Consider the following 20,300-nt stretch of genomic DNA (forward strand, 5'->3'; position numbering starts at 1 on the left):
AGATTATTTGTGTCAGGTTCAAACAGAAAATATTTGTTGAAAAATACAGACAATTTGTGTATAAGGATACAAATTATTTATGTTTGCAGGAGGAGCACATGGCAGCACCTTTTAAGGTTTGGGAGGAGGAGAGTATTTCGAAACAGATCGAGAAACTGGCATCAAAGAACCTGACAATATATCAGGTGGCCAGAATGCTTCAGGTGAGTCACATCACTGTGCGCAGGTGGATTAAGGAGGCGAAGCTTATTGCATGGAACACCAGCATCGAAGGAAAGGGGCGCTGGCGTGTGCCAAAGGAGAGCCTTGAAGAGTTTCTGCAGGCGAGGAACTCTATGAATATAGACTAAATGAGATCCTTCGGCATTCGCCTCAGGATGACGTTGAATTGGCGTCATTGCGAAGCCCGAAGGGCTGTGGCAATCTCAGCAGATGTGACTGCTGCGGGCTAAACCCTCGCAGTGACGAGAAATGTATTACGTACGGCATGTGCCTCAGGATGTCATTTGTGAGTGGATTAAGGTGCATGGATGCACCTCATGGAGAATTATATCAGTAATTTATACTGATATAATTCGGAATGTGAGCGCAGTGAGGGCTTTGCCCTGACGGAGCGTTGCGAAAAAATGACAGGATGTCATTTTTGAGTGTCAAATAAAGCGTCAACGAAGTTTTTGGCGTCAAAAGGTTTCAGGTCGTCAATGCCTTCGCCGAAGCCGATGAATTTGACGGGAACTTTAAGCTCGTCAACGATGCCGATGATGGAACCGCCTTTGGCTGTGCCGTCCAGTTTGGTGAGCACTATACCCGTGAGGTTAACGTCCTCATGGAACTTGACCGCCTGAGAAAGAGCATTCTGTCCGCTGGTGGCATCCAGAACCAGAAGCACCTCGTGGGGTGCGTCGGGCAGTTCCTTTTTTGCCACACGGATGATTTTTTCCAGCTCTTTCATAAGGTTGACCTTGGTTTGCAGTCTGCCCGCAGTGTCGCAGATGAGCACGTCCATTTCCTTTGCTTTGCAGGACTGGATGGCATCGAAGATAACGGCTGCGCTGTCGCTTCCGGCGGACTGTTTCACCACGGGAACGTCCACTCTGTCCGCCCATACGCAGAGCTGGTCAATGGCCGCCGCACGGAAAGTGTCTCCTGCGGCGAGGCAGGTTTTAAGTCCCTGCTCCTTGAACATTTTTGCCATTTTTGCGATGCTTGTGGTCTTGCCTGTTCCGTTCACGCCCACAACTATCATCACATAGGGGCGGTCGGTGGTCTGCACAAGGCTGTTGTCTATATTGAGAATGTTAAATATCTGTTCTTTAAGGGCAAGTTTCAGCTCTTCCGGGCTTTTCAGAGTCTTCCTGTCCACCTGCTGACGAACGGAATCGATTATCTTCATGGTGGTTTCAACGCCCACGTCGGACGTTATGAACAGTTCCTCAAGCTCTTCCAGAAGGTCTTCGTCGATCTCTTTGCGGCCGAGGAAGATGTTCTCCATACCGCCCACAAGTTTGCCGGATGTCTTTGAAAGTCCCTCTTTCAGCTTCTGAAAAAATCCCACGGAGGCTTGGGAATCCTGCTGTTCCTGCGTTTGTTCCGGCTCTGTTTTGTCCGATTTTTTAAAAATACTGAAAAATCCCATGATGCCTCCAATGTTAAAACGGGCTATTATAAGCAGAAACAGAAGATTAATACAAGCATTCTATCGTTTCAGGTCACGATAGAAATTTTCATGAGAGCCCACTGAAAGAAGGGTTATGCAGCTTTCATCAAAAATGTATGCAATGAGATGAAGCTGACCGGAAAGGCGGCATTTATAAACAAATACGGAAGCCAGATCACCTTTTTTCTGTTCTCCGGATTCAGGGTTTTTCATTATTATCCTGATTGCTTCATCAAGGTCGGATATTTGATTTTTGTGCAGCCTTTTCTTTTGTTTTGAGAAGTTTGCAGTCTGCAATACCCTTCTCATGAATTATTCTCCGAATTTATATTCTTCGGTCTCACCGTTTCGGGCTTCTTCAAGAGAAATCAGAATATCCTTTATCATTTTGTAGTTCAGTTCAGGATTCTCTTCAGCAATTTTCCCTATTTTTGCCCAATGTTCAATTTGGCCTCCGAGGGATCTGTTTTCAACTTTTGCCAGAACTCTTGCCGGAGTGACGATATCGTCGGAAATTCTTACTGCATGTGCCATAGTCGCCTCCATACAGTAATATATTGCATAGTGCAATGAAATGCAATTATTTGTTTTTTGCGCAGGGGAAGCGTTTTTCAAAGTCCTCGCGTTCTCCGGGGTCGAAGCTGAATATACGTTTCCAGACGCTCTCGTGTTCCATGCAGAAATAGATGAACACATCCGGCCAGTATTTCCTGACCTCTTTCACGAAAAACTCAAGCATATAAACTCTTTGAGACTTGAAATAGCGCATCTTGCCATCCAGAGATTTCACATATGAGCTTTGCAGAAGCAGGGACGAGCCGAATTTCTGCCGCACTATGTCCAGAAGCTCCGGAATGAAGCGGAAGGTGGAAACGCTGATGTATTTAACGGAAGCTTCGGGAACGGATTCCGCCATCATCTTTATGACCTCTGCGTAGTCCTTTTCAAAGTTATCCGACCAGATGAGCGGATCGAAGTGGAACCCTATGCCAAGCCCGTGGGCGGCGCAGTCCTTTGCGGCTTTCAGCCTGTCCTGAATGCGTGCCGTTCCGTGCTCTTCGGCCTCCATTACGGAGGGCGGGTTAAGGCTCCATGAGGCCATGAGGTTCTTCGGATTGCAGTTCAGCAGGTTGCCGATGTTTGCGGATTTTGTCTTGAACTCGAACAGAATGTTATCTGATTTATTCACAACCTCTGCGATATAGCCGCTGAAATTGAAAATATGGTCGAGGGCGAGACTGTCGGTCAGCTCTCCCGTGCCCACACGGTAGAACCTGTCTTTGGGAAGATTGCGTATCTCCTGTGCGGCCTCTTCAAATCCTGCATAAACCTTTATGTAGTCGTGGTTCAGATAGCTCTGGAGGATGCAGTAGGTGCAGTCGAAGGGGCAGCCTTCGGAGATGTCCGTCACATAATAATCACAGCATCTGTAAATCTTTGTGGCTGGGCATCTGTGGACAAAGGTGTTGCGCTCGTCGGCTATGTATATTGATGTTTTTTCGTCAGGCACTTCCGATACAGAATCCACAAGGGTGACGTCACGGTCTTTCATGACCGCTTTTGCGGGTACGCTGTTCAGAGCGTTGCGGTCAAGATATATTCTGCTCATCCAGAAACCCGTATATTTTTTTTAGCTTCGACGTATTTGATTCCTCTGAGGTTTTTGTGATTATTTCCATAAACTCCTCTGCGGATTCAGCAGTGAAGCTGAAAACCAGCCTGCCTGTTTCAAAATTGTCCGGCGAGGAAACGGTAAGAGGGAACCTCTCCGTCAGTTCCTTCAGCTTATCTGAAAAAGCTGTTCCGGCTCTGTCCTTTTTCGCCGACAGGTTTTTAATTATATTGCCCTGCATATCTTCGGGTTTTATCTTCGGCATCATGTCGAACAGGAGATTCACCAGATTTCTGAAATCGCCCACAGAAAGTTCTCTGGCGGCGACTGCATCGACAACGTATTTTTTGCAGTCTTCATTCAGCTTGTTGAACACGGCAAGTGTTTTTAACGGAATATCCTTTGCTGTCAGATATTTTTTTAATGCTTCCGGGTATGCGTCAACGGCCTCCAGTGTCTGAAAGCCCTGCCTGCCCTTTATATTATATTGAGAAAAAGCGTCTATCTGTGCCGTGTCGATACTGTGCTCTTTGCAGATAACGGCGAGTTTTGCAAGCTCGGTGATGCAGAGCGCCCCGTGAAGTATCACTGCCATGTTAAGTGCTCCGGCGGTGCTTTCCGCCTGAACAATGTAGTATTCCTCAGCCTCACTTCCGCTTAAAAGGCAGTATTCGCCGTTGACCAGAGCGGCAGCCGGAGGAAATATATTGTCATTCTCTTCAGCAGTGCTTTTCAAACAGAAATTTTTAGATGGTTTGATGCCTGATACCAGACTTCCTTTGGACATAATTTCTCCTGTGAGGGGCACTCTACAGAAAAGATTTTGCGTTGTCCAGAGCACCAATGAGTAAAATTTTTTTACATATTTTTGCGCATATATTTTGCATATATCCGAATACGCAGCCCCATCAGTGCCTTAACCTCTGAAACCCTGTAGTGATGCTATTTTGAGCAGTTTCAATATCCCTTGACTACATAAATATAATTTGTTAATTTTGGCATAAATTGTACGATAATGTCATCAATAGGTACAAATTGGTTTAAAAATGGCAGGAAGTTTCAGAGGTCAGTACCAACATAAAATCAGCGACACCGGACGTATCTCGGTTCCTTCAAAGTTCCGTGAGATACTTAAGGTCAAATATGGCAGTGACGAGCTTACACTGTTGTCCATGGGAGACCATCTGAGGCTGTACCCTTCTGCCGAATGGGACAGAGAAGAAGCCAGGCTGGAGTCAGAATCCACCGACAATGACGAGTTTCAGGAGTTTCTGAGATACCTTTATTCCGATATGGACGAAGTTGCCATAGACGGAAACGGACGTATCCAGATAACTGCTGATGTCAGACAGCGAAACGGCATACAGGGAGATTGCATCGTGAACGGTTTCAGAAACCATTTCGAAATCTGGCCTGCCGTTGTCTGGGGCGAAAAAGCCTCGGAAGAGAGAAAGGACGAACTGTTTAAAAAGTTCGCCTCAAAGATCAGGTAAGGGCAGGTCGGCTCACCTTTTTTAGGTAAGGAGTGGAAAAATGCACATATTTTCCCGGCTGACCCAGATTATGTTCATGCGCACGGATCTTTCGATGTTCGACCCGCACAGTCGAAACGATGAAGATCTGGCGGCGCAGTGCAGAGAGTTTATACAAAAAGGCAGATTCGTCGAACTTGATTTCGGCAGAAAGCCAGGGGCGGTAAGAGGAAATGAAGCACGTGCCGGTAATGATAAGGGAGGTGCTCAAGTATCTGCCGGTTGATCCGGACGGAATAACTCTGGATATGACAGGCGGAGGCGGCGGTCACTCGGCGGCCATGCTGAAGGAAATATCGGCGAAGGGACGGCTTATCGTTCTGGACCGTGATCCGGATGCGGTGGTGCGGCTGAAGGAGCGTTTTGCCGAAAATCCCAACGTTACCGTTGTGCACTCCAACTTTTCCGACTTCGACACAGTTCTGGACGAACTGGGCATCAGCAGTGTGTCTTCGATTCTGGCTGACTTCGGCGTGTCGCTGTTCCACCTTAAAACGGCGGAGCGGGGATTCTCCTTCCGCAGTCAGGGACCTCTGGACATGCGGATGAACCCTGCGGACAGACTTACTGCGGCTGAAGTCGTTAACAGCTACTCCCGTGAAACTCTTGCCAACCTTATCAGAAAATACGGCGAAGACGACTTCGCATGGAATATTGCAACCGCCATTGTTGCGGCCAGGGCTATCAAAAGGATAGAAACCACCGTTCAGCTGGCGGATATCATTGCGTCCGCAGTGCCCAGAAAAGCTCAGAAGCCGGGCATCAGCCCTGCGACAAAGACCTTTCAGGCTCTGCGCATATACGTTAACGGAGAGCTGGACGCCATCGAAAAGATGCTGGGCAAGCTCGAAAAATATATGGACAAGGGCGGCAAGGCCGTCTTTATCTCGTTTCACTCCCTTGAGGACAGACTGGTGAAAGACTATTTCAGGGAGTTTGAAAAGGAATGCGTCTGCCCGCCGGGGCTTCCGGTCTGCACATGCGGCAAGGTGCGCACCTTCCGCCAGATCACCAGAAAACCGCTGACGGCAAAAGAGGACGAGATAGAAATGAACCCTCTGTCCCGCAGTGCAAAGCTGAGAGCGGCGGAGAGAGTATAAAGGATTTTCATTTGTTGTCATCCTGAGGTGTAACCGAAGGATCTCACATCAGAGATTCTTCACTACGTTCAGAATGACGATTAGTACGAATAAAGGAGAGAAGATTATGAAAGCGCAGACAATGACGGCAAATCCTTCCCAGAGCGTAACGGGAATCAGACTCAGCACACTTTTTCTGGGTGCTTTGATAATGCTTCTTCTGTTTTCGATAGTTTATGTGAGGCAGATGTGCATCAGGGCGGGATACGACATAAGCAGCATGACGCAGAAGATTGAGCAGTCAGAGATAGACTACACCTATCTGCTGTCGAAAAAATCCGAAGCCTACGATGCAGAGAACCTTTATAAAAAAGCCAAGGAGATGGGGCTGACCATGCCCGATGTAAGGCGCACCTATTATGTTAAAAACTGAGAACAGCCGGCTAACGTTCTTTTCATGGTTCGCCGTTTTCATCTTCTGCCTTATGGGGGCGAAGGTGGTTTACCTTCAGACGGCGCAAAACGACTTTTATGCGGGTAAGGCAACCCGACAGTCGAAAGGCGTTATGGAGAGCACAAAGGGAAGGGGGCTTATTCTGGATGCGAACGGCAGCCCGCTCGCACTGAATAAGAAGTCCGCTTCCCTTTATGTTTTTCCGGAAGAGCTGAAAAACCGTCAGGCCTTTATAGACAGGCTCCGCAGGGAAGGAATAAAGATTTCCGCCGGCAAAAAACGCAGGATAATGAACGGCAAAGGGTTTGTCTGGATAACCAGAAACGTTGAGGTAGCCGACGCAAAGAGGATTCAGGAGGAGATACCCGAGATAGAGTATGTCCTTGAAGAACAGAGATTCTACCCCGAGCGCAAGCTTGCGGCTTCTATAGTGGGCTTCACCGGAATAGACAACGAAGGCCTTAACGGCGTTGAATACAGATATAACGATGTGCTTGAGGGGAGCAAGTTTCAGCTCCTTGCAATGCGGGACAACAAGGGTAAAAGGATAATCTTTGAAGATCCGCAGAAGAAAAAAGACGTTGATACGGTAGTGTACCTTACAATAGACGAATACCTACAGGGTCTGTCAGAAGAGATTCTCCGGCAGGACACGGCTGAGTTCATGGCCGACAAGGGCATGGCTATCGCAATGGATGCACAGACAGGGGAAATAATATTTGCCGCGTCCTCCGGAGGGTTTGATCCCAACGAGTTCCGCAAATCTCCCCAGAGCGAATGGAAGAACTATCCGGCCAGTTTCCTTTACGAACCGGGTTCAATCTTCAAGCCTGTTCTGTTCTCGCTGCTTCTGGACAAGCACAACCTGAACACAAACAGGGCGATAGACTGTGAGAACGGGATGTACACCCTTTACGGACACACCATTAAAGACGTGTCCAAAAGCGGGATACTGAGTGTTGAGCAGGTGCTTATCAAGTCCAGCAACATAGGTATGGTAAAACTGTCCGACGGAATCAGCAAAAAGGAATTTTACGAATATATCAAGTCTCTGGGATTCGGCGACAAAACCGGAATTTCCGGTGTAATCGAGGAAGAGGGGCTTGTGCGCAACTATAAAAGATGGTCGGGGCTGAGCAAGCCTTCGATATCCATAGGTCAGGAGATTCTGGTAACACCGCTCCAGATGGTGAGGTTCTACGGAGCCATAGCCAACGGCGGAATGCTTATGAATCCCAAAATAGTTAAGAAGGTTGAGAAGGGCGGCGAAACCTTTACCCCCAAGAACAAAGAGGAGAGGGTTTTCAGCGAAGCAACTGCCAAACGCATTCAGGGACTGCTTGAGAAGGTTGTTAAGGAAGGAACCGGAAAGAACGCTTACTCAGACTATGTCGAGATAGGCGGAAAGACCGGAACCGGACAGAGAATAGACACGGAAACAGGAACATACAGCAAGACGGGATATGTCGCCAGCTTTGCGGGCGTTTTTCCCGCCGACAATCCGAAGATTGCCATGGTTGTTGTGTACAAAGAGCCGAAAAGCTCCATCTACGGCGGTGTAACAGCCGCAAGGACTTTCCGTTCGCTGGCAGAGCAGGTTTCCATGCATCTCGGACTTAAAAGGAGCTATGTATATGAAAGCGTCCCAACTTCTTGACGGGCTGGAAATTAAGGGATTCGATCTGGATGTGGACTTCGAGGCTGAGATCAAAGATATCAGTTTCGACAACAGAGACACTAAGAAAAAGTGTCCTTTTTTCGCATTCAAAGGTACGCATTTCGATTCACACTCATTCGCAAAAGAGGCGTATGAGGTGAAAAAAGCTCCTTTCGTAGTGGCCGAACGACCCATAGAGGGTGTTCCCACGGTTGTTGTTGAGGACGGCAGACAGGCGATTGCACTGGCCTGCAGAAACCTTTTCTTAAGACCCGATGAAGACATGCTCAAGGTGGCTGTTACCGGAACAAACGGAAAGACCACCACGACATATATAATAGAATCCATAATGAAAGAGGCGGGTATGAAGCCCGTGCGCATCGGCACAACAGGCGTTGCCTATGCGGGACAGACAATTGATCTCGATTCCACCACACCCTCGCCCTATGAATACTACAAGGCGCTGAGGGCGGCGGCGGATGCCGGATGCAACGCAATGGTGATGGAAGTTTCCTCCCATGCGCTTGATCAGCACAGGGTATACGGCACAGTGTTCGATGTTGCCGCCTTCACAAACCTGACAGGCGACCATCTGGACTATCATAAGACAATGGACGAGTACTTCAACGCCAAGAAGAGACTCTTCACACCCGTCTACTCAAAAGTAGGCGTTATAAACACCGACCACGAATTCGGAAAGCGTCTGGCGAAAGAGAGTGAGGTCGATAAGGTGACCTTCGGTCTGGGTCCCAAAACGGACATAGGAGCAGAGGACATCTGGTTCGGACTGGACGGAATAAGAGCAAAACTCAACTGCCCCGCAGGCAGGATAGAGATAGATTCCCGGCTGGTGGGACTGCACAACCTCGAAAACCTTCTGGCGGCTGCTTCGGCCTGCATAATGCTCGGAATAGATTCCGGGCATATAAGGGAAGGAATTGCGAAGATGGTCAACGTTCCCGGCAGGCTGGAGAAATTTAAGAAGCCCAACGGCGCATTCATTTTTGTGGACTATGCCCACACGGATGATGCTCTGATAAACGTTCTTTCTGCTCTGGGCAACTTCAGAGAGAACAGAATAATCACAGTGTTCGGATGCGGCGGCGACCGTGACCGCACAAAGAGACCCAGAATGGCAAAGGCTGCGGAGAGGAACTCCGATGTGGTGATAGTCACCAGCGACAACCCCAGAACCGAAGACCCTAAACAGATATTCGGCGATATTCTTCAGGGGTTTGAGAATGCTGAGAACGTTATACTCACCCCCGACAGACGCCATGCCATACAGCAGGCAGTGGCCATGGCTCAGGACAAGGATATCGTTCTGATAGCCGGAAAAGGTCACGAAGATTACATGATAATCGGCAGAGACAAAATACATTTCGACGACAGGGAAGAGGTTAAAAAGTGTCTGGAGGCGGAATAATGCACGTTACTCAGGCAATTAACGCAATGGGCGGCGTTCTCCGGTCGGCAATTGTAACCGACTGCGAGATAACCGACTTTGTTATCGACAGCAGAAAGGTGGTTGAAGGAAGCTGTTTCGTGGCGTTCAAAGGGGACAACACGGACGGAAATCTCTATGCTGAGCAGGCTCTTAAAGACGGAGCTGTTCTGGCGGTTCTGGAAGACGAAGAGGTCTTCAACAGAATGTCGGGCAACAGGGTGCTTGTTAAAAGCAGTCTGGATGCTCTGAAAACCGTCGGGGCTTACAACCTTGGAAAGTTCAAGGGAGTAAAAGTTGCAGTGACCGGAAGTGTGGGCAAGACCACAACAAAGGAGCTTATCTCCTGTGTGCTTGCGGCCAAAAAGAAGGTCTATACGGCATACGGAAACTACAACAATGAACTGGGAGTTGCCATTTGTGCAGCGAACCTGAAAAACAGAAGCGGCTTTGCCGTTTTTGAGATGGGAACCAACAGTGCGGGCGAGATAGCGGCACTGTCGAAATACATTAAGCCGGACGTTGCCGTGGTGACCCTTGTGGGACATGCCCACATAGGCCGTTTCGGCGACATAGACGGCCTCGCCGCCGAAAAGCTGTCAATAATTGACGGCATGGCGGATGGCGCAACCCTCTGGGTGCACGATTCATGCAGACGCTTCATAGGCGAGCGTGAGCTTTCCAGAGTGAACGTCAGATACTTCGGAACGGACATGATGTCCCATGTGATTCTGGCAGAGAAGAACAGGACGGCAAGCGGCGATTTCTATTTCACCGCCGTAATGCGCAACACGCCCTATTGCTTCAAGCTGAACCACATCTACAGCCATTTTGTGGAAAACAGCCTCGCCGCCATCGGCATAGGCATGAGCCTCGGACTCTCCTACACGGAAGTTATGAAAGGCATAAGAAACTTCCAGCCCGCAGACGGCAGAGGAAAGATAACCGAATACGGTGAATACAAGATTATAGACGATACATACAACGCAGGATTTGAGTCCGTAATGGGCGCAATGAACAATCTGGCCGAAATACCCGCGTCACAGAAAACAGCGGTGATAGGTGAGATGGGCGAGATCGAGGGATTTGAAGAGCAGCTCTATCAGAAGCTGATAAAGCGTGCTCAGGAACTTAAGGGTGTGAATTTCATATTCGTGGGAGGCGGCTTCAAAGATTTTAAAGAAGCCGACAATATCAGGATTGTGGCCGAGAAGACAGATGCCATGAAAAAAGTGGCGGACGTTGAAGGCGGAATAATGCTGTTTAAAGCCAGCCGTTCCCGCAGGTTTGAAGATTTCATAAATCATCTTCAGAAGGAGAAAGAACAGCGTGCTGTATAACATTTTAGTTCCGTTATCGGAATACCTCAGTTTTCTTAACGTATTCAGGTATATCACCTTCCGAACGGCCTATGCCGCAATTACGGCGCTGGTGATAACCCTTGTGTTCGGGCCGTATGTTATACGCAAGCTGAAAGAGATGTCATTCAGCATGAAATCCAAAGGCTACGAGCCTGAGCGTCATAAGGTTAAAGAGGGAACCCCCACAATGGGCGGAGTCATGATAGTCGGTTCAGCCGCAATATCGACCCTGCTCTGGGCGGATCTTCGCAACCCTTATATCTGGATAGTGCTTCTGCTGTTCATGGGCTACGGGCTTATAGGCTTCGTGGATGACTATAAAAAGACGATACTGAAGAACCCAAACGGCATATCTCCACGCCAGAAATCAGGCGGACAGCTTTTCTTTGCGGTGATAGCAACCTTCCTTGTTCTCTATGTTGACAAGACGGGTGTCTCCACAAAGCTTGCAATGCCGTTCTTTAAGAACCTTGTGATAAATATGGGCTACCTCTACTGCCTGTTCGCTGTTTTCATCATGATAGGAACATCCAATGCGGTGAACCTGACCGACGGACTGGACGGACTGGCTATTACGCCCAGTATAATAGCTTTTGTGACAATAGGTTTCATGACCTATCTGACAGGTAACTATAAGTTCGCCAACTACCTGAACATAATCTTTGTTCCGGGAGCGGGCGAAGTGGCCATATTCTGCGGAGCCATGGTCGGTGCGGGGCTGGGATTCCTCTGGTTCAATGCACATCCCGCAAGCGTCTTTATGGGCGATGTGGGTTCGCTGTCAATCGGCGGTGCGCTGGCGGGTGTCGCCATCATCGCAAAACACGAGATTGCGCTGGCCATCGTTGGCGGAATATTCGTAATGGAGACCTTCTCCGTTATCCTTCAGGTGGGATATTTTAAAATGACCAAGGGCAAAAGGCTGTTCAGGATGGCTCCCATACACCATCATTTCGAGCTTGCCGGATGGAGCGAAACCAAGATAACCGTGAGGTTCTGGATCATATCGTTCATTCTGGCACTCATTGCTCTGTCCACGCTGAAACTGAGGTAATTTGATGAAAGCGGCAATATTAGGCTACGGAAAAAGCGGCAAAGCGGCTGAAACGCTTCTGAAACTGGAAGGATACAGTGATATCACCGTCTACGACGACGGTGATAACGCATTTAAGAATATAAGCGAGTTTACTGATACTTACGACATAGTGGCGGTGAGCCCCGGTGTCAATCTGAGAAAGTATCCCAATGCGCCTAAGAGCTTTACCAGCGAGATTGAGCTGGCGCAGAAGAGAAAACCCGCAGGCGCAAGGGTTGTCGGGATAACCGGAACCAACGGAAAATCTACCGTGACAGCTATTACCGCACAGGTACTCACAAAGGCTGGCATAAAGTCCGAGGCGTGCGGAAACATCGGCCTGACATACGGCGAATGTGTTCTGGGGGAACCGCAGGACTGCTACGTTGTTGAACTTTCGAGCTTCCAGACGGGAATGCTCCATGAGTTTCAGGCGGACTGCGCAATAGTCACCAATCTGGCCGAAGACCACATGGACAGATACCGTGACATGGACGACTATGCCGACGACAAGATGAATCTGGTGAAATACATTAAAGAGGGCGGCAGGCTGATAATCGAGGATGAAGCGTACCTCGTGAAGAAAACCTCCTTCTACAAGGGCGAAACGGTTAAAATTGACCCTGCTTTGAAGAGTTTCCCCGTTCTTGACGGAACGAAACTTGATTTCGGCAGGTTCTATGCTGATATATCAAAATTCCCGCTGAGCGGCGGGCATAACATAATGAACCTTTCGTATGCCCTGCTTGCGGCGGATGCGCTCTGCAAATTTAACGGAGATGTAAGCTATCTGGTCGCAGATTTGAAGGGGCTTGCACACAGATGTGAGTATGTGGACACCATAAACGGTGTGGACTGGATAAACGATTCCAAAGGAACAAACCTCCACAGCACGCTGACGGCTCTGAAAGGCTTTGAAAAGGGCGTGAACGTTATTCTCGGCGGAAAGGACAAGAACGGGGATTTCTCGGTTCTTGTGGATGTGCTCAATGAAAAAGCATCGCTCGTGGTTGCTTACGGCAAAGCGGGCGAAAAGATAGAAAATACTCTGAAAGATGCGGTCAAAGTGCCCGTTATCAGGGTTAAGGATATGGTTGAGGCGGTTGACGTGTGCTTTAAGCATGCGAAGGCGGGCGAAAAGGTGGTTCTGTCACCTGCATGCGCCAGCTTCGATCTTTACAGAGGCTTCGAACACAGAGGCGAACACTTCTGTGAGCTTGTAAAAGCACTTAAAAAAGGGTGATATGCACGATTTACAGGACAACAGACTTAAAATTCTGATAATCACCTCTGTTCTGGTGATTCTGGGGCTGATCTTTCTGCTGTCTGCGGGCAGTATGCAGGCGATGCAGCTTGGCCGTCAGGAGCTGTATTTCTTCCAGAAACAGCTTATCAGTGTCCTTGTGGGTGCTTTCGTAATGTACTCTGCATATAGGGTTCCCCTTGATACATGGAGGAAATTCGTCCCGATATTCTATTTCGGAACGCTGATCCTGCTCGTAGCAGTCTTTTTTTACAGACCCATCAACGGTGCGCACCGGTGGGTTCTTCTGCCCGGATTCAGCCTCCAGCCTTCGGAGCTGGCAAAGTTTACGGTGATACTCTATCTGGCGCACTACCTTGAGAAGAAAGAGGACAAGCTCAAGGACTTTTCAAAAGGATTTTTACCCGCTTCCATCATGCTTGGTATGATGGGCGCTTTGATACTTATGGAGCCTGACTTCGGAACGACCTTCCTGCTGATAACCGTGCTTCTGGCAATGTTCGTCATAGGCGGGGCGAGCGTTCTGCATATCGGCGGCATGCTGGGGTTCATCTCTCCCATACTCATTGCGGGTATGATGATGGGCTACCGCAAGGCGAGGCTTCTTAACTTCCTTGATCCCTGGCAGGACAGCCACGGGGTGGGCTATCAGCTCATCCAGTCGCTCATAGCCGTGGGCAGCGGAGGACTCTGGGGCAAGGGACTTGGCAACTCAACGCAGAAGCTCTATTTCCTGCCTGAGGCGCACACCGACTTCATCTATGCCATCATAGCGGAGGAGACGGGAATGTGGGGCGCACTTGGGGTCATAGTGCTGTTTATCCTGCTGTTCTATGTGATGATAAAAGTTGCGAAGATGCACACTGACAAGTTCAAGCGTCTTCTGACCTTCGGACTTGCATACTGTCTGATAATACAGGCCATTCTCCACGTCGGAGTGGTTGGCGGCGCACTGCCCACAAAGGGTATCGGTCTGCCCTATATGAGCTACGGCGGTTCGAGTATGATACTCGCACTGTTCATGACGGGGGTGCTTCTCAGAAGTGCTGAGGAAGCGCAGAGGAAGGAAGCATGAAAAGGCTTGTAATAGCGGGTGGGGGAACAGGCGGACACCTTTATCCGGGTATCGCCGTTGCGCAGTATCTTAAAGATAAGGATGTCGAGTGTTTTTTTATCGTGTCCGACAGAGGACTTGAGCGCAAGGTGCTCTCAGGTCTGGGATACGGCTTTTATGAGCAGAAGGAGACCCCTTTGAAGGGTGTCAGCCTCGGAACAAGGGTAAAGTCACTGTTCAGACTGCTGGGCGAGATAAAAAAATGCTTCTCACTGATAAAAAAGGGCGACACAGTTCTCCTTACTGGCGGATTCGCATCTGCGGCTGCGGCTTTCGTTGCCGTGGTTAAGAGGAACAGGCTCTACATCCACGAGCAGAACAGTGTGATGGGGCTTACCAACAGAATATTCGCAGGATTCTGCGACAAGGTGTTTTTATCGTTTCCTGAAACTGCTAATGCGGCGGGAAACACTGTTGTGGCGGGCAATCCCGTCAGAGCGGAATTTAAGAATATAAAACCCCTTGAGAAGGGCGGAAAACGCATTCTGGTCATGGGCGGTTCACAGGGTTCCAGACTGGTTAACAACCTTGTGGCGGGTGCGGCCGGAGCACTTCTTGACAAAGGATATGCGATATATCATCAGGCGGGCGGGAAACTGCTGGATGAAACAAAGAAAAAATACATCGAGTTTGGGCTTATGGATCATGAGAACCTGACCCTGGCCGGATATATAGACAACGTTGCGGAAGCTCTTGAGAACTGTGACATAGTTATCGCCAGAAGCGGCTCAGGGACAGTGTTTGAAGTGACAAACGCCGGACGTTACGCCATATACGTTCCCTTTAAGGCGGCGGCGGACAACCATCAGTTCTACAATGCTCTGTATGCTGAGAAACAGAAGGGCGCAAAAGTTATTGCCGAAGATTCGGCAAATATCGGAAAACTTTTAGAAGCCATTGAAGATTATGAGAATAACTGCGATTTATATATAGAATCAGTTAAAAACATGAAAAAGTATGAAAGTGCCGTAATTATGGCAGGGGGAATGAACATTGGATAAGGTGTTCGGTTCGGTTAAGAACATACATTTTGTCGGTATCGGCGGAATAGGCATGAGCGGTATTGCTGAGGTTCTGCACAACATGGGATTCACAGTGAGCGGCTCCGACCTTTCCGAGGGCGGCAACGTAAAAAGACTTCAGAACATGGGAATAGATGTCCGCACGGGACACAGATACGAATATGCGGAGAATGCGGACGTTGTCGTTTACACATCCGCCGTTAAAGAAACAAACCCCGAGCTTGTCTGCGCTAAGGACAGGTTCATTCCTATAATAAAAAGGGGCGAGATGCTTGCCGAGCTTATGCGCCTCAAGTTTTCGGTCGCCGTTGCGGGGAGCCACGGAAAGACCACCACAACCTCAATGGTTGCGGAGATTCTGAGCGAAGCGAAGCTCGACCCCACGATAGTTGTGGGCGGGATCCTTAACACCCGTGACACGAACGCATCACTGGGCAAGGGCAATGTTATAGTTGCCGAGGCGGACGAGTCCGACAGAAGCTTTTTGCTGATGTCGCCCAGCGTCGCACTGATAACAAACATAGACTATGAGCACCCCGACACCTATAAAGACCTTGAGGATGTCACCCAGACCTTTATAGACTTCGCATCCCGTGTGCCCTTCTACGGCAGCGTAGTTCTGTGTCTGGAGGATATGAACACCGCCGACATAATCCCCCATATCGGCAGGAAGTTCATTACATACGGATTCAAGGCTCAGGCGGACGTTCATGCTGTTAACATTGAGCAGAAGGGATTCGGAATGCATTATGACGTTGTTGTCAAGGGTCAGAAGATGGGCAAGATAAAGCTCGGATTCCCCGGCGAACACAACGTGCTCAACTCTCTGGGCGCAATAGCCATCGCACAGGAATTCAACATTCCTTTCAAGAGCATAAAGCGTGCGCTGGAGAAGTTCAAGGGCGTGCAGAGAAGACTTACCGCAAGATATGACGACGGCTGCTGTATCGTTATGGACGACTACGGCCACCACCCCACAGAGATAAAGACAACCCTGCGTGCGGTCAGGGGAGCATACGGCGACAAAAAGATAATAGCCGTGTTCCAGCCCCACAGATACACCAGAACGCAGGCACTCATAAAAGATTTTGCAATGGCGTTCTTCGATGTGGACATGCTGTTCATAGCGGACATTTATGCCGCAAGCGAAGACAAGATCGAAGGCGTGGACTCCGAAACCCTCGTGCGTGAGATAAAGCGCAGAGGCTTTAAGAACGTAAACTATATCGGCTCCTTTGAAGAGGTATACGACTATCTCGAAGACGGCGGATGTGACGACACGGTCATAATTACTTTGGGCGCAGGTTCCGTTACGAAGTTCTCGTTCGAGCTTGCATCAAAAGTGAGGGAAAAACGTGAAGGCAAATAAGGTAGCCGTTCTTTACGGCGGAATGTCGGCAGAGAGAGAGGTTTCACTCAGAAGCGGCAAAGCGGCATACGATGCCCTTGTGCGTCTGGGATACGACACTGCCCTAATAGACATGGACAGGGACGTGGCTTTCAAGCTGCGTGAGGCGGGCGCAACGGTCTGCTTCATAGCTCTCCACGGAACCTACGGAGAGGACGGACGCATTCAGGGACTGCTGGATATCATGGGACTGCCCTACACAGGGTCTGACTTTCAGGCGAACATGATATCTTTTGATAAACTGCTCTCAAAAGAGCACTTTGTTAAGGCGGGAGTACCCACTCCGGCATACGTTGTCCCCGTTGACAACAAGATGCCCTTTGCAAAATGCGTTGTGAAACCCTGCCGTCAGGGATCTTCAGTGGGTATCCACATAGTCGACAACGAAGCGGACTATGCGGCGGCTCTTGAGGATGCGGCGAAGTTTGACAGCAAGCTGATGGTGGAAGAGTGCATCACAGGAAAGGAGCTTACTGTCTCAATCCTGAACGGCGAGGCACTTCCTGTCATATGGATACGCCCCAAAAAGGGTGTTTACGACTACGAGTCGAAATACACCAAAGGAATGACAGAATATGTGTTCGAAACCGAAATGACGGACGAGCACTATAAATATGTACAGAAAGTCGCTCTGGATGCGTTCAACGCAACAGGGTGCTCGGGATACGGAAGGGTGGATGTTATATTCGACGGAACGGAAGGATACGTTCTGGAGGTGAACACACTGCCCGGAATGACCGAAACAAGTCTTCTGCCGAAGGCCGCCGGAAAAGCCGGGATGACCTTTGACCAGATGGTGGAAAAAATGCTCGAAGGAGCATTTAAGAAATAATTGTGATGAGGAATGCCAATACCCAAGGATGGGGTTGCTTGAACGGAGTTAGGTAATGGCAGGTAAAAAAGGAATAGGACGTTTTATTCTCGTGTCTGTGCTGGCGCTGGCAACAGTGGGTGCGGTGGGCATGGGGCTTAAAAAAGGTGCGGACGCATTCACCGAGAGCGGATATTTCAAGGTGAAGAGCGTCAACGTTAAAGGCATCATAAAGGCGGACAGCAAAAAAGTTGAGACCATGGTCCGCAGTATGGTGGGGCGGAGCATCTTTGATGTTAAGCCTGAGACCGTTGATTACAACGGCGACTCATGGGTGGAACGCATGGAGATACGCAAGGTCTTTCCGGACAAGCTGGACGTTGTTGTATTCGAGAAGAGACCCGTTTTCAAGCTGCAATACACGAAAGGGTGCTTCACGGCAACTTCAACAGGTTTAATGATAAAAGATACCTGTGACGGTGCTAGAATAAGAATGGAACAGCAGGTCAAGGAAGAGGACTTCAAAGAGTTCATAAAGATGTATGAACAGGCCGCAGTGCTTAAAAATAAGGATATCAACCTCAAACAGTTCTACTTCACAATGGTTGAGAACGGGGTTGAGCTTAGAGCCTCATACAGTCAGGCGGATTTTGAGAAGATGTACAGCACATATCAGGACATCATCAGAAAACGCTACAAAGAGATCGAGTATGTGGACATGAGGATACCTGACAAGATATTCGTGAAAGGGGTGATGTAATGATACAGGATAATATCTACGTCGGGCTTGATTTCGGCACAACGAAAATTTGTGTCGTGGTGGCAAGCAAAAACAGCGACGGCAGTATCGATATAATCGGGCTGGGAAAAGCCCCCAGTGACGGAATCAGACGTGGTGTGGTGGTGAACATCGATTCCACCGTTCAGAGCATAAGAGACGCCATAGCCGAAGCCGAAAGGATGTCCGGCGTGCAGATCAAAGCCGTTACGGCGGGAATCGCAGGCGGACACATAAAGAGCTTTAACCAGAGAGGAACCATTGCAGTTAAAGGCGGAAGGGAGATAACTTCCAAAGACGTCGAAAGGGTGATCGAAACTGCGGCTGCAACAAACATGACAGTCGGCAATGAGATACTCGCAATCCTGCCCCAGCAGTTCATTCTGGACGGTCAGAGCGAGATAAAAGACCCTGTGGGCATGACAGGCGTACGTCTGGAAGCGGATGTGCATATCATTACGGGTGCTGTTTCCAGTGCCCAGAACATAATCAGAAGCTGTGAGAAAGCGGGCATAATCGTAAACGATATCGTTCTCGAACAGCTTGCATCTTCCGAATCTGTTCTCAGCGAAGACGAGAAGGAGATAGGCGTGTGCCTCATCGACGGCGGCGGCGGAACAAGCGACATGGCTGTTTTCAAACAGGGAGCAGTGTTCCACACGGCGGCACTTCTCATCGGCGGACGGAATTTCACAAAAGACCTTGCCATAGGGCTTAACACTCCCGAATCGGAGGCCGAGAAACTGAAAGTGAGGAACGGATGCGTCTGGATGCCTCTGGTGGAAGAGGACGAGCGTATCGAAGTTCCAACGGTAGGCGGACGTCCCCCCAGACTTGTCAGCAAGGCAACTGTTACCCAGATCCTTCAGGCCAGAGCCGAAGAGGTTTTCCAGATATTCAAAGGCGAGCTTCAATATAAGGGGCTTCTTGACCATCTGGGCGCAGGTGTGGTCATCACAGGCGGACTTTCAAATCACGAAGGCATTGAAATGCTGGCGGCCGAGATACTCGGTGTTCCCGTGCGTGTGGGCAGACCCCACAACGTGGGCGGCCTGAGCGACTACGTTCACGACCCGAAATATGCAACGGGCGTGGGGCTTGCGATCTGTGCTGCCAAAAAGGGCAAATCATCCGGCGCAAGACTCTCCTCATCCACAGACAGCGATGAGAAACAGTTCACAAATGTGCTCGGAAGGATGAAAGGCTGGTTTTCTGAATTCTTTTGATAATGATACGAGCGGGTTATCCGATTATATATCGATGCCCTGAATTTAAAGAGCTTTAAGGTAATTTTTTTCAGCTTTGACAGGAGGTTTAAGATGGACAAATTGCAGTTTGACTTTGCGCCGCTTCCTCAGAATGCGGTAATCAAAGTCGTAGGAGTCGGCGGAGCAGGCGGCAACGCCGTAAACAACATGATCCGTGCAGGGATAGCAGACGTTGAGTTTATCGCTGCAAACACGGATGCTCAGGCACTGGCATCCAACCTTGCACCCGTAAAAATTCAACTGGGAACAACCATAACCCGCGGCCTTGGTGCCGGCGGAGTTCCTGAAGTTGGTAAAAAATCCGCAATCGAAGACATGGAAGCCATCGAACAGCACTTAAGAGGGGCGGACATGGTATTCGTTACTGCGGGAATGGGCGGCGGCACAGGCACAGGTGCGGCTCCCGTTATCGCAAGCATTGCAAAAGACCTCGGCGCTCTCACAGTTGCCGTTGTTTCAAAACCCTTCGCTTTCGAAGGCAGAAAGAGAAACGACAACGCAGAGCAGGGGCTTAAATTTCTGAAAGACCATGTGGACACATATATTGTTGTACACAATGATAAAATAATGGATCAGTGCAAAGAACACACCCTTTTCGAAGAGGCATTTAAAATGGCCGACGACGTTCTGCGTCAGGGCGTTCAGGGTATCAGCGACGCAATCAACTCCAACGGCGTCGTTAACGTGGACTTTGCGGACATCCGCACAATTATGAGCTGTAAAGGTATGGCGCTCATGGGTATCGGTACTGCCGAAGGCGAAAA

21 protein-coding genes are annotated in these 20,300 nt (G+C 49.3%); 16 read left to right on the forward strand and 5 right to left on the reverse strand.

Going from position 1 to position 20,300, the window contains the following annotated elements; translation table 11 throughout:
* Positions 1-98: 98 nt before the first annotated feature.
* Entirely contained in the window at positions 99-350 is a 252-nt protein-coding gene (locus C8D98_RS13415; RefSeq protein ID WP_132874684.1) for a helix-turn-helix domain-containing protein, read from the forward strand.
* A 287-nt stretch (positions 351-637) separates the two neighbouring features.
* Here C8D98_RS13415 and ftsY read toward each other — a convergent pair whose 3' ends face one another.
* Genes ftsY through C8D98_RS13440 form a run of 5 tightly spaced genes read right to left on the reverse strand, consistent with a single transcriptional unit; the run spans position 638 to position 4,056 of the window.
* On the reverse strand, positions 638-1,636 hold the full coding sequence (ftsY, locus tag C8D98_RS13420) for a signal recognition particle-docking protein FtsY (RefSeq protein ID WP_132874685.1): 999 nt from the start codon (positions 1,634-1,636) through the stop codon (positions 638-640).
* Between the two features lie 60 nt (positions 1,637-1,696).
* Entirely contained in the window at positions 1,697-1,966 is a 270-nt protein-coding gene (locus tag C8D98_RS13425) for a type II toxin-antitoxin system RelE/ParE family toxin (RefSeq protein WP_132874686.1), read from the reverse strand.
* 3 nt (positions 1,967-1,969) lie between these two features.
* A complete protein-coding gene (locus C8D98_RS13430) occupies positions 1,970-2,191 on the reverse strand; it encodes a ParD-like family protein (protein WP_132874687.1) in 222 nt (73 codons plus the stop codon).
* Positions 2,192-2,237: 46 nt separating this feature from the next.
* Positions 2,238-3,266 (reverse strand): SPL family radical SAM protein, encoded by a 1,029-nt coding sequence (locus C8D98_RS13435; protein WP_132874688.1) that lies wholly within the window; start codon positions 3,264-3,266, stop codon positions 2,238-2,240.
* Positions 3,247-4,056: a hypothetical protein gene (locus C8D98_RS13440; protein ID WP_132874689.1), complete on the reverse strand. Its 810-nt coding sequence runs from the start codon at positions 4,054-4,056 to the stop codon at positions 3,247-3,249. Before C8D98_RS13440 ends, C8D98_RS13435 begins: the two co-directional genes overlap by 20 nt.
* Before the next feature lie 259 nt (positions 4,057-4,315).
* Between C8D98_RS13440 and C8D98_RS13445 the strand changes: the two genes are divergently transcribed.
* From C8D98_RS13445 to ftsZ, 15 genes are all read left to right on the forward strand, one after another.
* Positions 4,316-4,762, forward strand: a complete 447-nt coding sequence (locus tag C8D98_RS13445) for a division/cell wall cluster transcriptional repressor MraZ (protein ID WP_132874690.1) — start codon at positions 4,316-4,318, stop codon at positions 4,760-4,762.
* A gap of 212 nt (positions 4,763-4,974) precedes the next feature.
* Positions 4,975-5,901: a 16S rRNA (cytosine(1402)-N(4))-methyltransferase RsmH gene (rsmH, locus tag C8D98_RS13450; RefSeq protein WP_132874691.1), complete on the forward strand. Its 927-nt coding sequence runs from the start codon at positions 4,975-4,977 to the stop codon at positions 5,899-5,901.
* Positions 5,902-6,007: 106 nt separating this feature from the next.
* On the forward strand, positions 6,008-6,313 hold the full coding sequence (locus C8D98_RS13455; protein WP_132874692.1) for a hypothetical protein: 306 nt from the start codon (positions 6,008-6,010) through the stop codon (positions 6,311-6,313).
* Positions 6,300-7,991 (forward strand): peptidoglycan D,D-transpeptidase FtsI family protein, encoded by a 1,692-nt coding sequence (locus tag C8D98_RS13460; RefSeq protein ID WP_132874693.1) that lies wholly within the window; start codon positions 6,300-6,302, stop codon positions 7,989-7,991. Before C8D98_RS13455 ends, C8D98_RS13460 begins: the two co-directional genes overlap by 14 nt.
* Positions 7,969-9,417, forward strand: coding sequence for a UDP-N-acetylmuramoyl-L-alanyl-D-glutamate--2,6-diaminopimelate ligase (locus C8D98_RS13465; protein ID WP_132874694.1), 1,449 nt, complete (start codon positions 7,969-7,971; stop codon positions 9,415-9,417). Before C8D98_RS13460 ends, C8D98_RS13465 begins: the two co-directional genes overlap by 23 nt.
* A complete protein-coding gene (locus C8D98_RS13470; RefSeq protein ID WP_132874695.1) occupies positions 9,417-10,775 on the forward strand; it encodes a UDP-N-acetylmuramoyl-tripeptide--D-alanyl-D-alanine ligase in 1,359 nt (452 codons plus the stop codon). The genes C8D98_RS13465 and C8D98_RS13470 overlap by 1 nt, the downstream gene beginning before the upstream one ends.
* The gene (gene mraY / locus C8D98_RS13475; protein WP_132874696.1) at positions 10,765-11,850 is read left to right on the forward strand and encodes a phospho-N-acetylmuramoyl-pentapeptide-transferase; all 1,086 of its coding nucleotides are present in this window, start codon (positions 10,765-10,767) and stop codon (positions 11,848-11,850) included. Before C8D98_RS13470 ends, mraY begins: the two co-directional genes overlap by 11 nt.
* Before the next feature lie 4 nt (positions 11,851-11,854).
* Positions 11,855-13,114, forward strand: coding sequence for a UDP-N-acetylmuramoyl-L-alanine--D-glutamate ligase (murD, locus tag C8D98_RS13480; protein ID WP_132874697.1), 1,260 nt, complete (start codon positions 11,855-11,857; stop codon positions 13,112-13,114).
* 1 nt (position 13,115) lies between these two features.
* A complete protein-coding gene (gene ftsW / locus C8D98_RS13485) occupies positions 13,116-14,210 on the forward strand; it encodes a putative lipid II flippase FtsW (protein ID WP_132874698.1) in 1,095 nt (364 codons plus the stop codon).
* Entirely contained in the window at positions 14,207-15,250 is a 1,044-nt protein-coding gene (locus C8D98_RS13490; RefSeq protein WP_132874699.1) for a UDP-N-acetylglucosamine--N-acetylmuramyl-(pentapeptide) pyrophosphoryl-undecaprenol N-acetylglucosamine transferase, read from the forward strand. Before ftsW ends, C8D98_RS13490 begins: the two co-directional genes overlap by 4 nt.
* A gap of 1 nt (position 15,251) precedes the next feature.
* Entirely contained in the window at positions 15,252-16,640 is a 1,389-nt protein-coding gene (murC, locus tag C8D98_RS13495) for a UDP-N-acetylmuramate--L-alanine ligase (RefSeq protein ID WP_132874704.1), read from the forward strand.
* Positions 16,627-17,511 (forward strand): D-alanine--D-alanine ligase, encoded by an 885-nt coding sequence (locus tag C8D98_RS13500; protein WP_132874700.1) that lies wholly within the window; start codon positions 16,627-16,629, stop codon positions 17,509-17,511. The genes murC and C8D98_RS13500 overlap by 14 nt, the downstream gene beginning before the upstream one ends.
* A 55-nt stretch (positions 17,512-17,566) precedes the next feature.
* Entirely contained in the window at positions 17,567-18,250 is a 684-nt protein-coding gene (locus C8D98_RS13505) for a cell division protein FtsQ/DivIB (RefSeq protein ID WP_132874701.1), read from the forward strand.
* Complete coding sequence (ftsA, locus tag C8D98_RS13510; RefSeq protein WP_132874702.1) at positions 18,250-19,494, forward strand: cell division protein FtsA; 1,245 nt, start codon at positions 18,250-18,252, stop codon at positions 19,492-19,494. The genes C8D98_RS13505 and ftsA overlap by 1 nt, the downstream gene beginning before the upstream one ends.
* Before the next feature lie 93 nt (positions 19,495-19,587).
* On the forward strand, positions 19,588-20,300 hold a 713-nt coding region (gene ftsZ, locus C8D98_RS13515; protein ID WP_132874703.1), incomplete at its 3' end, for a cell division protein FtsZ.

Origin of the sequence: Seleniivibrio woodruffii, from assembly GCF_004339245.1 — a bacterium.
GTDB lineage: Bacteria > Chrysiogenota > Deferribacteres > Deferribacterales > Geovibrionaceae > Seleniivibrio > Seleniivibrio woodruffii.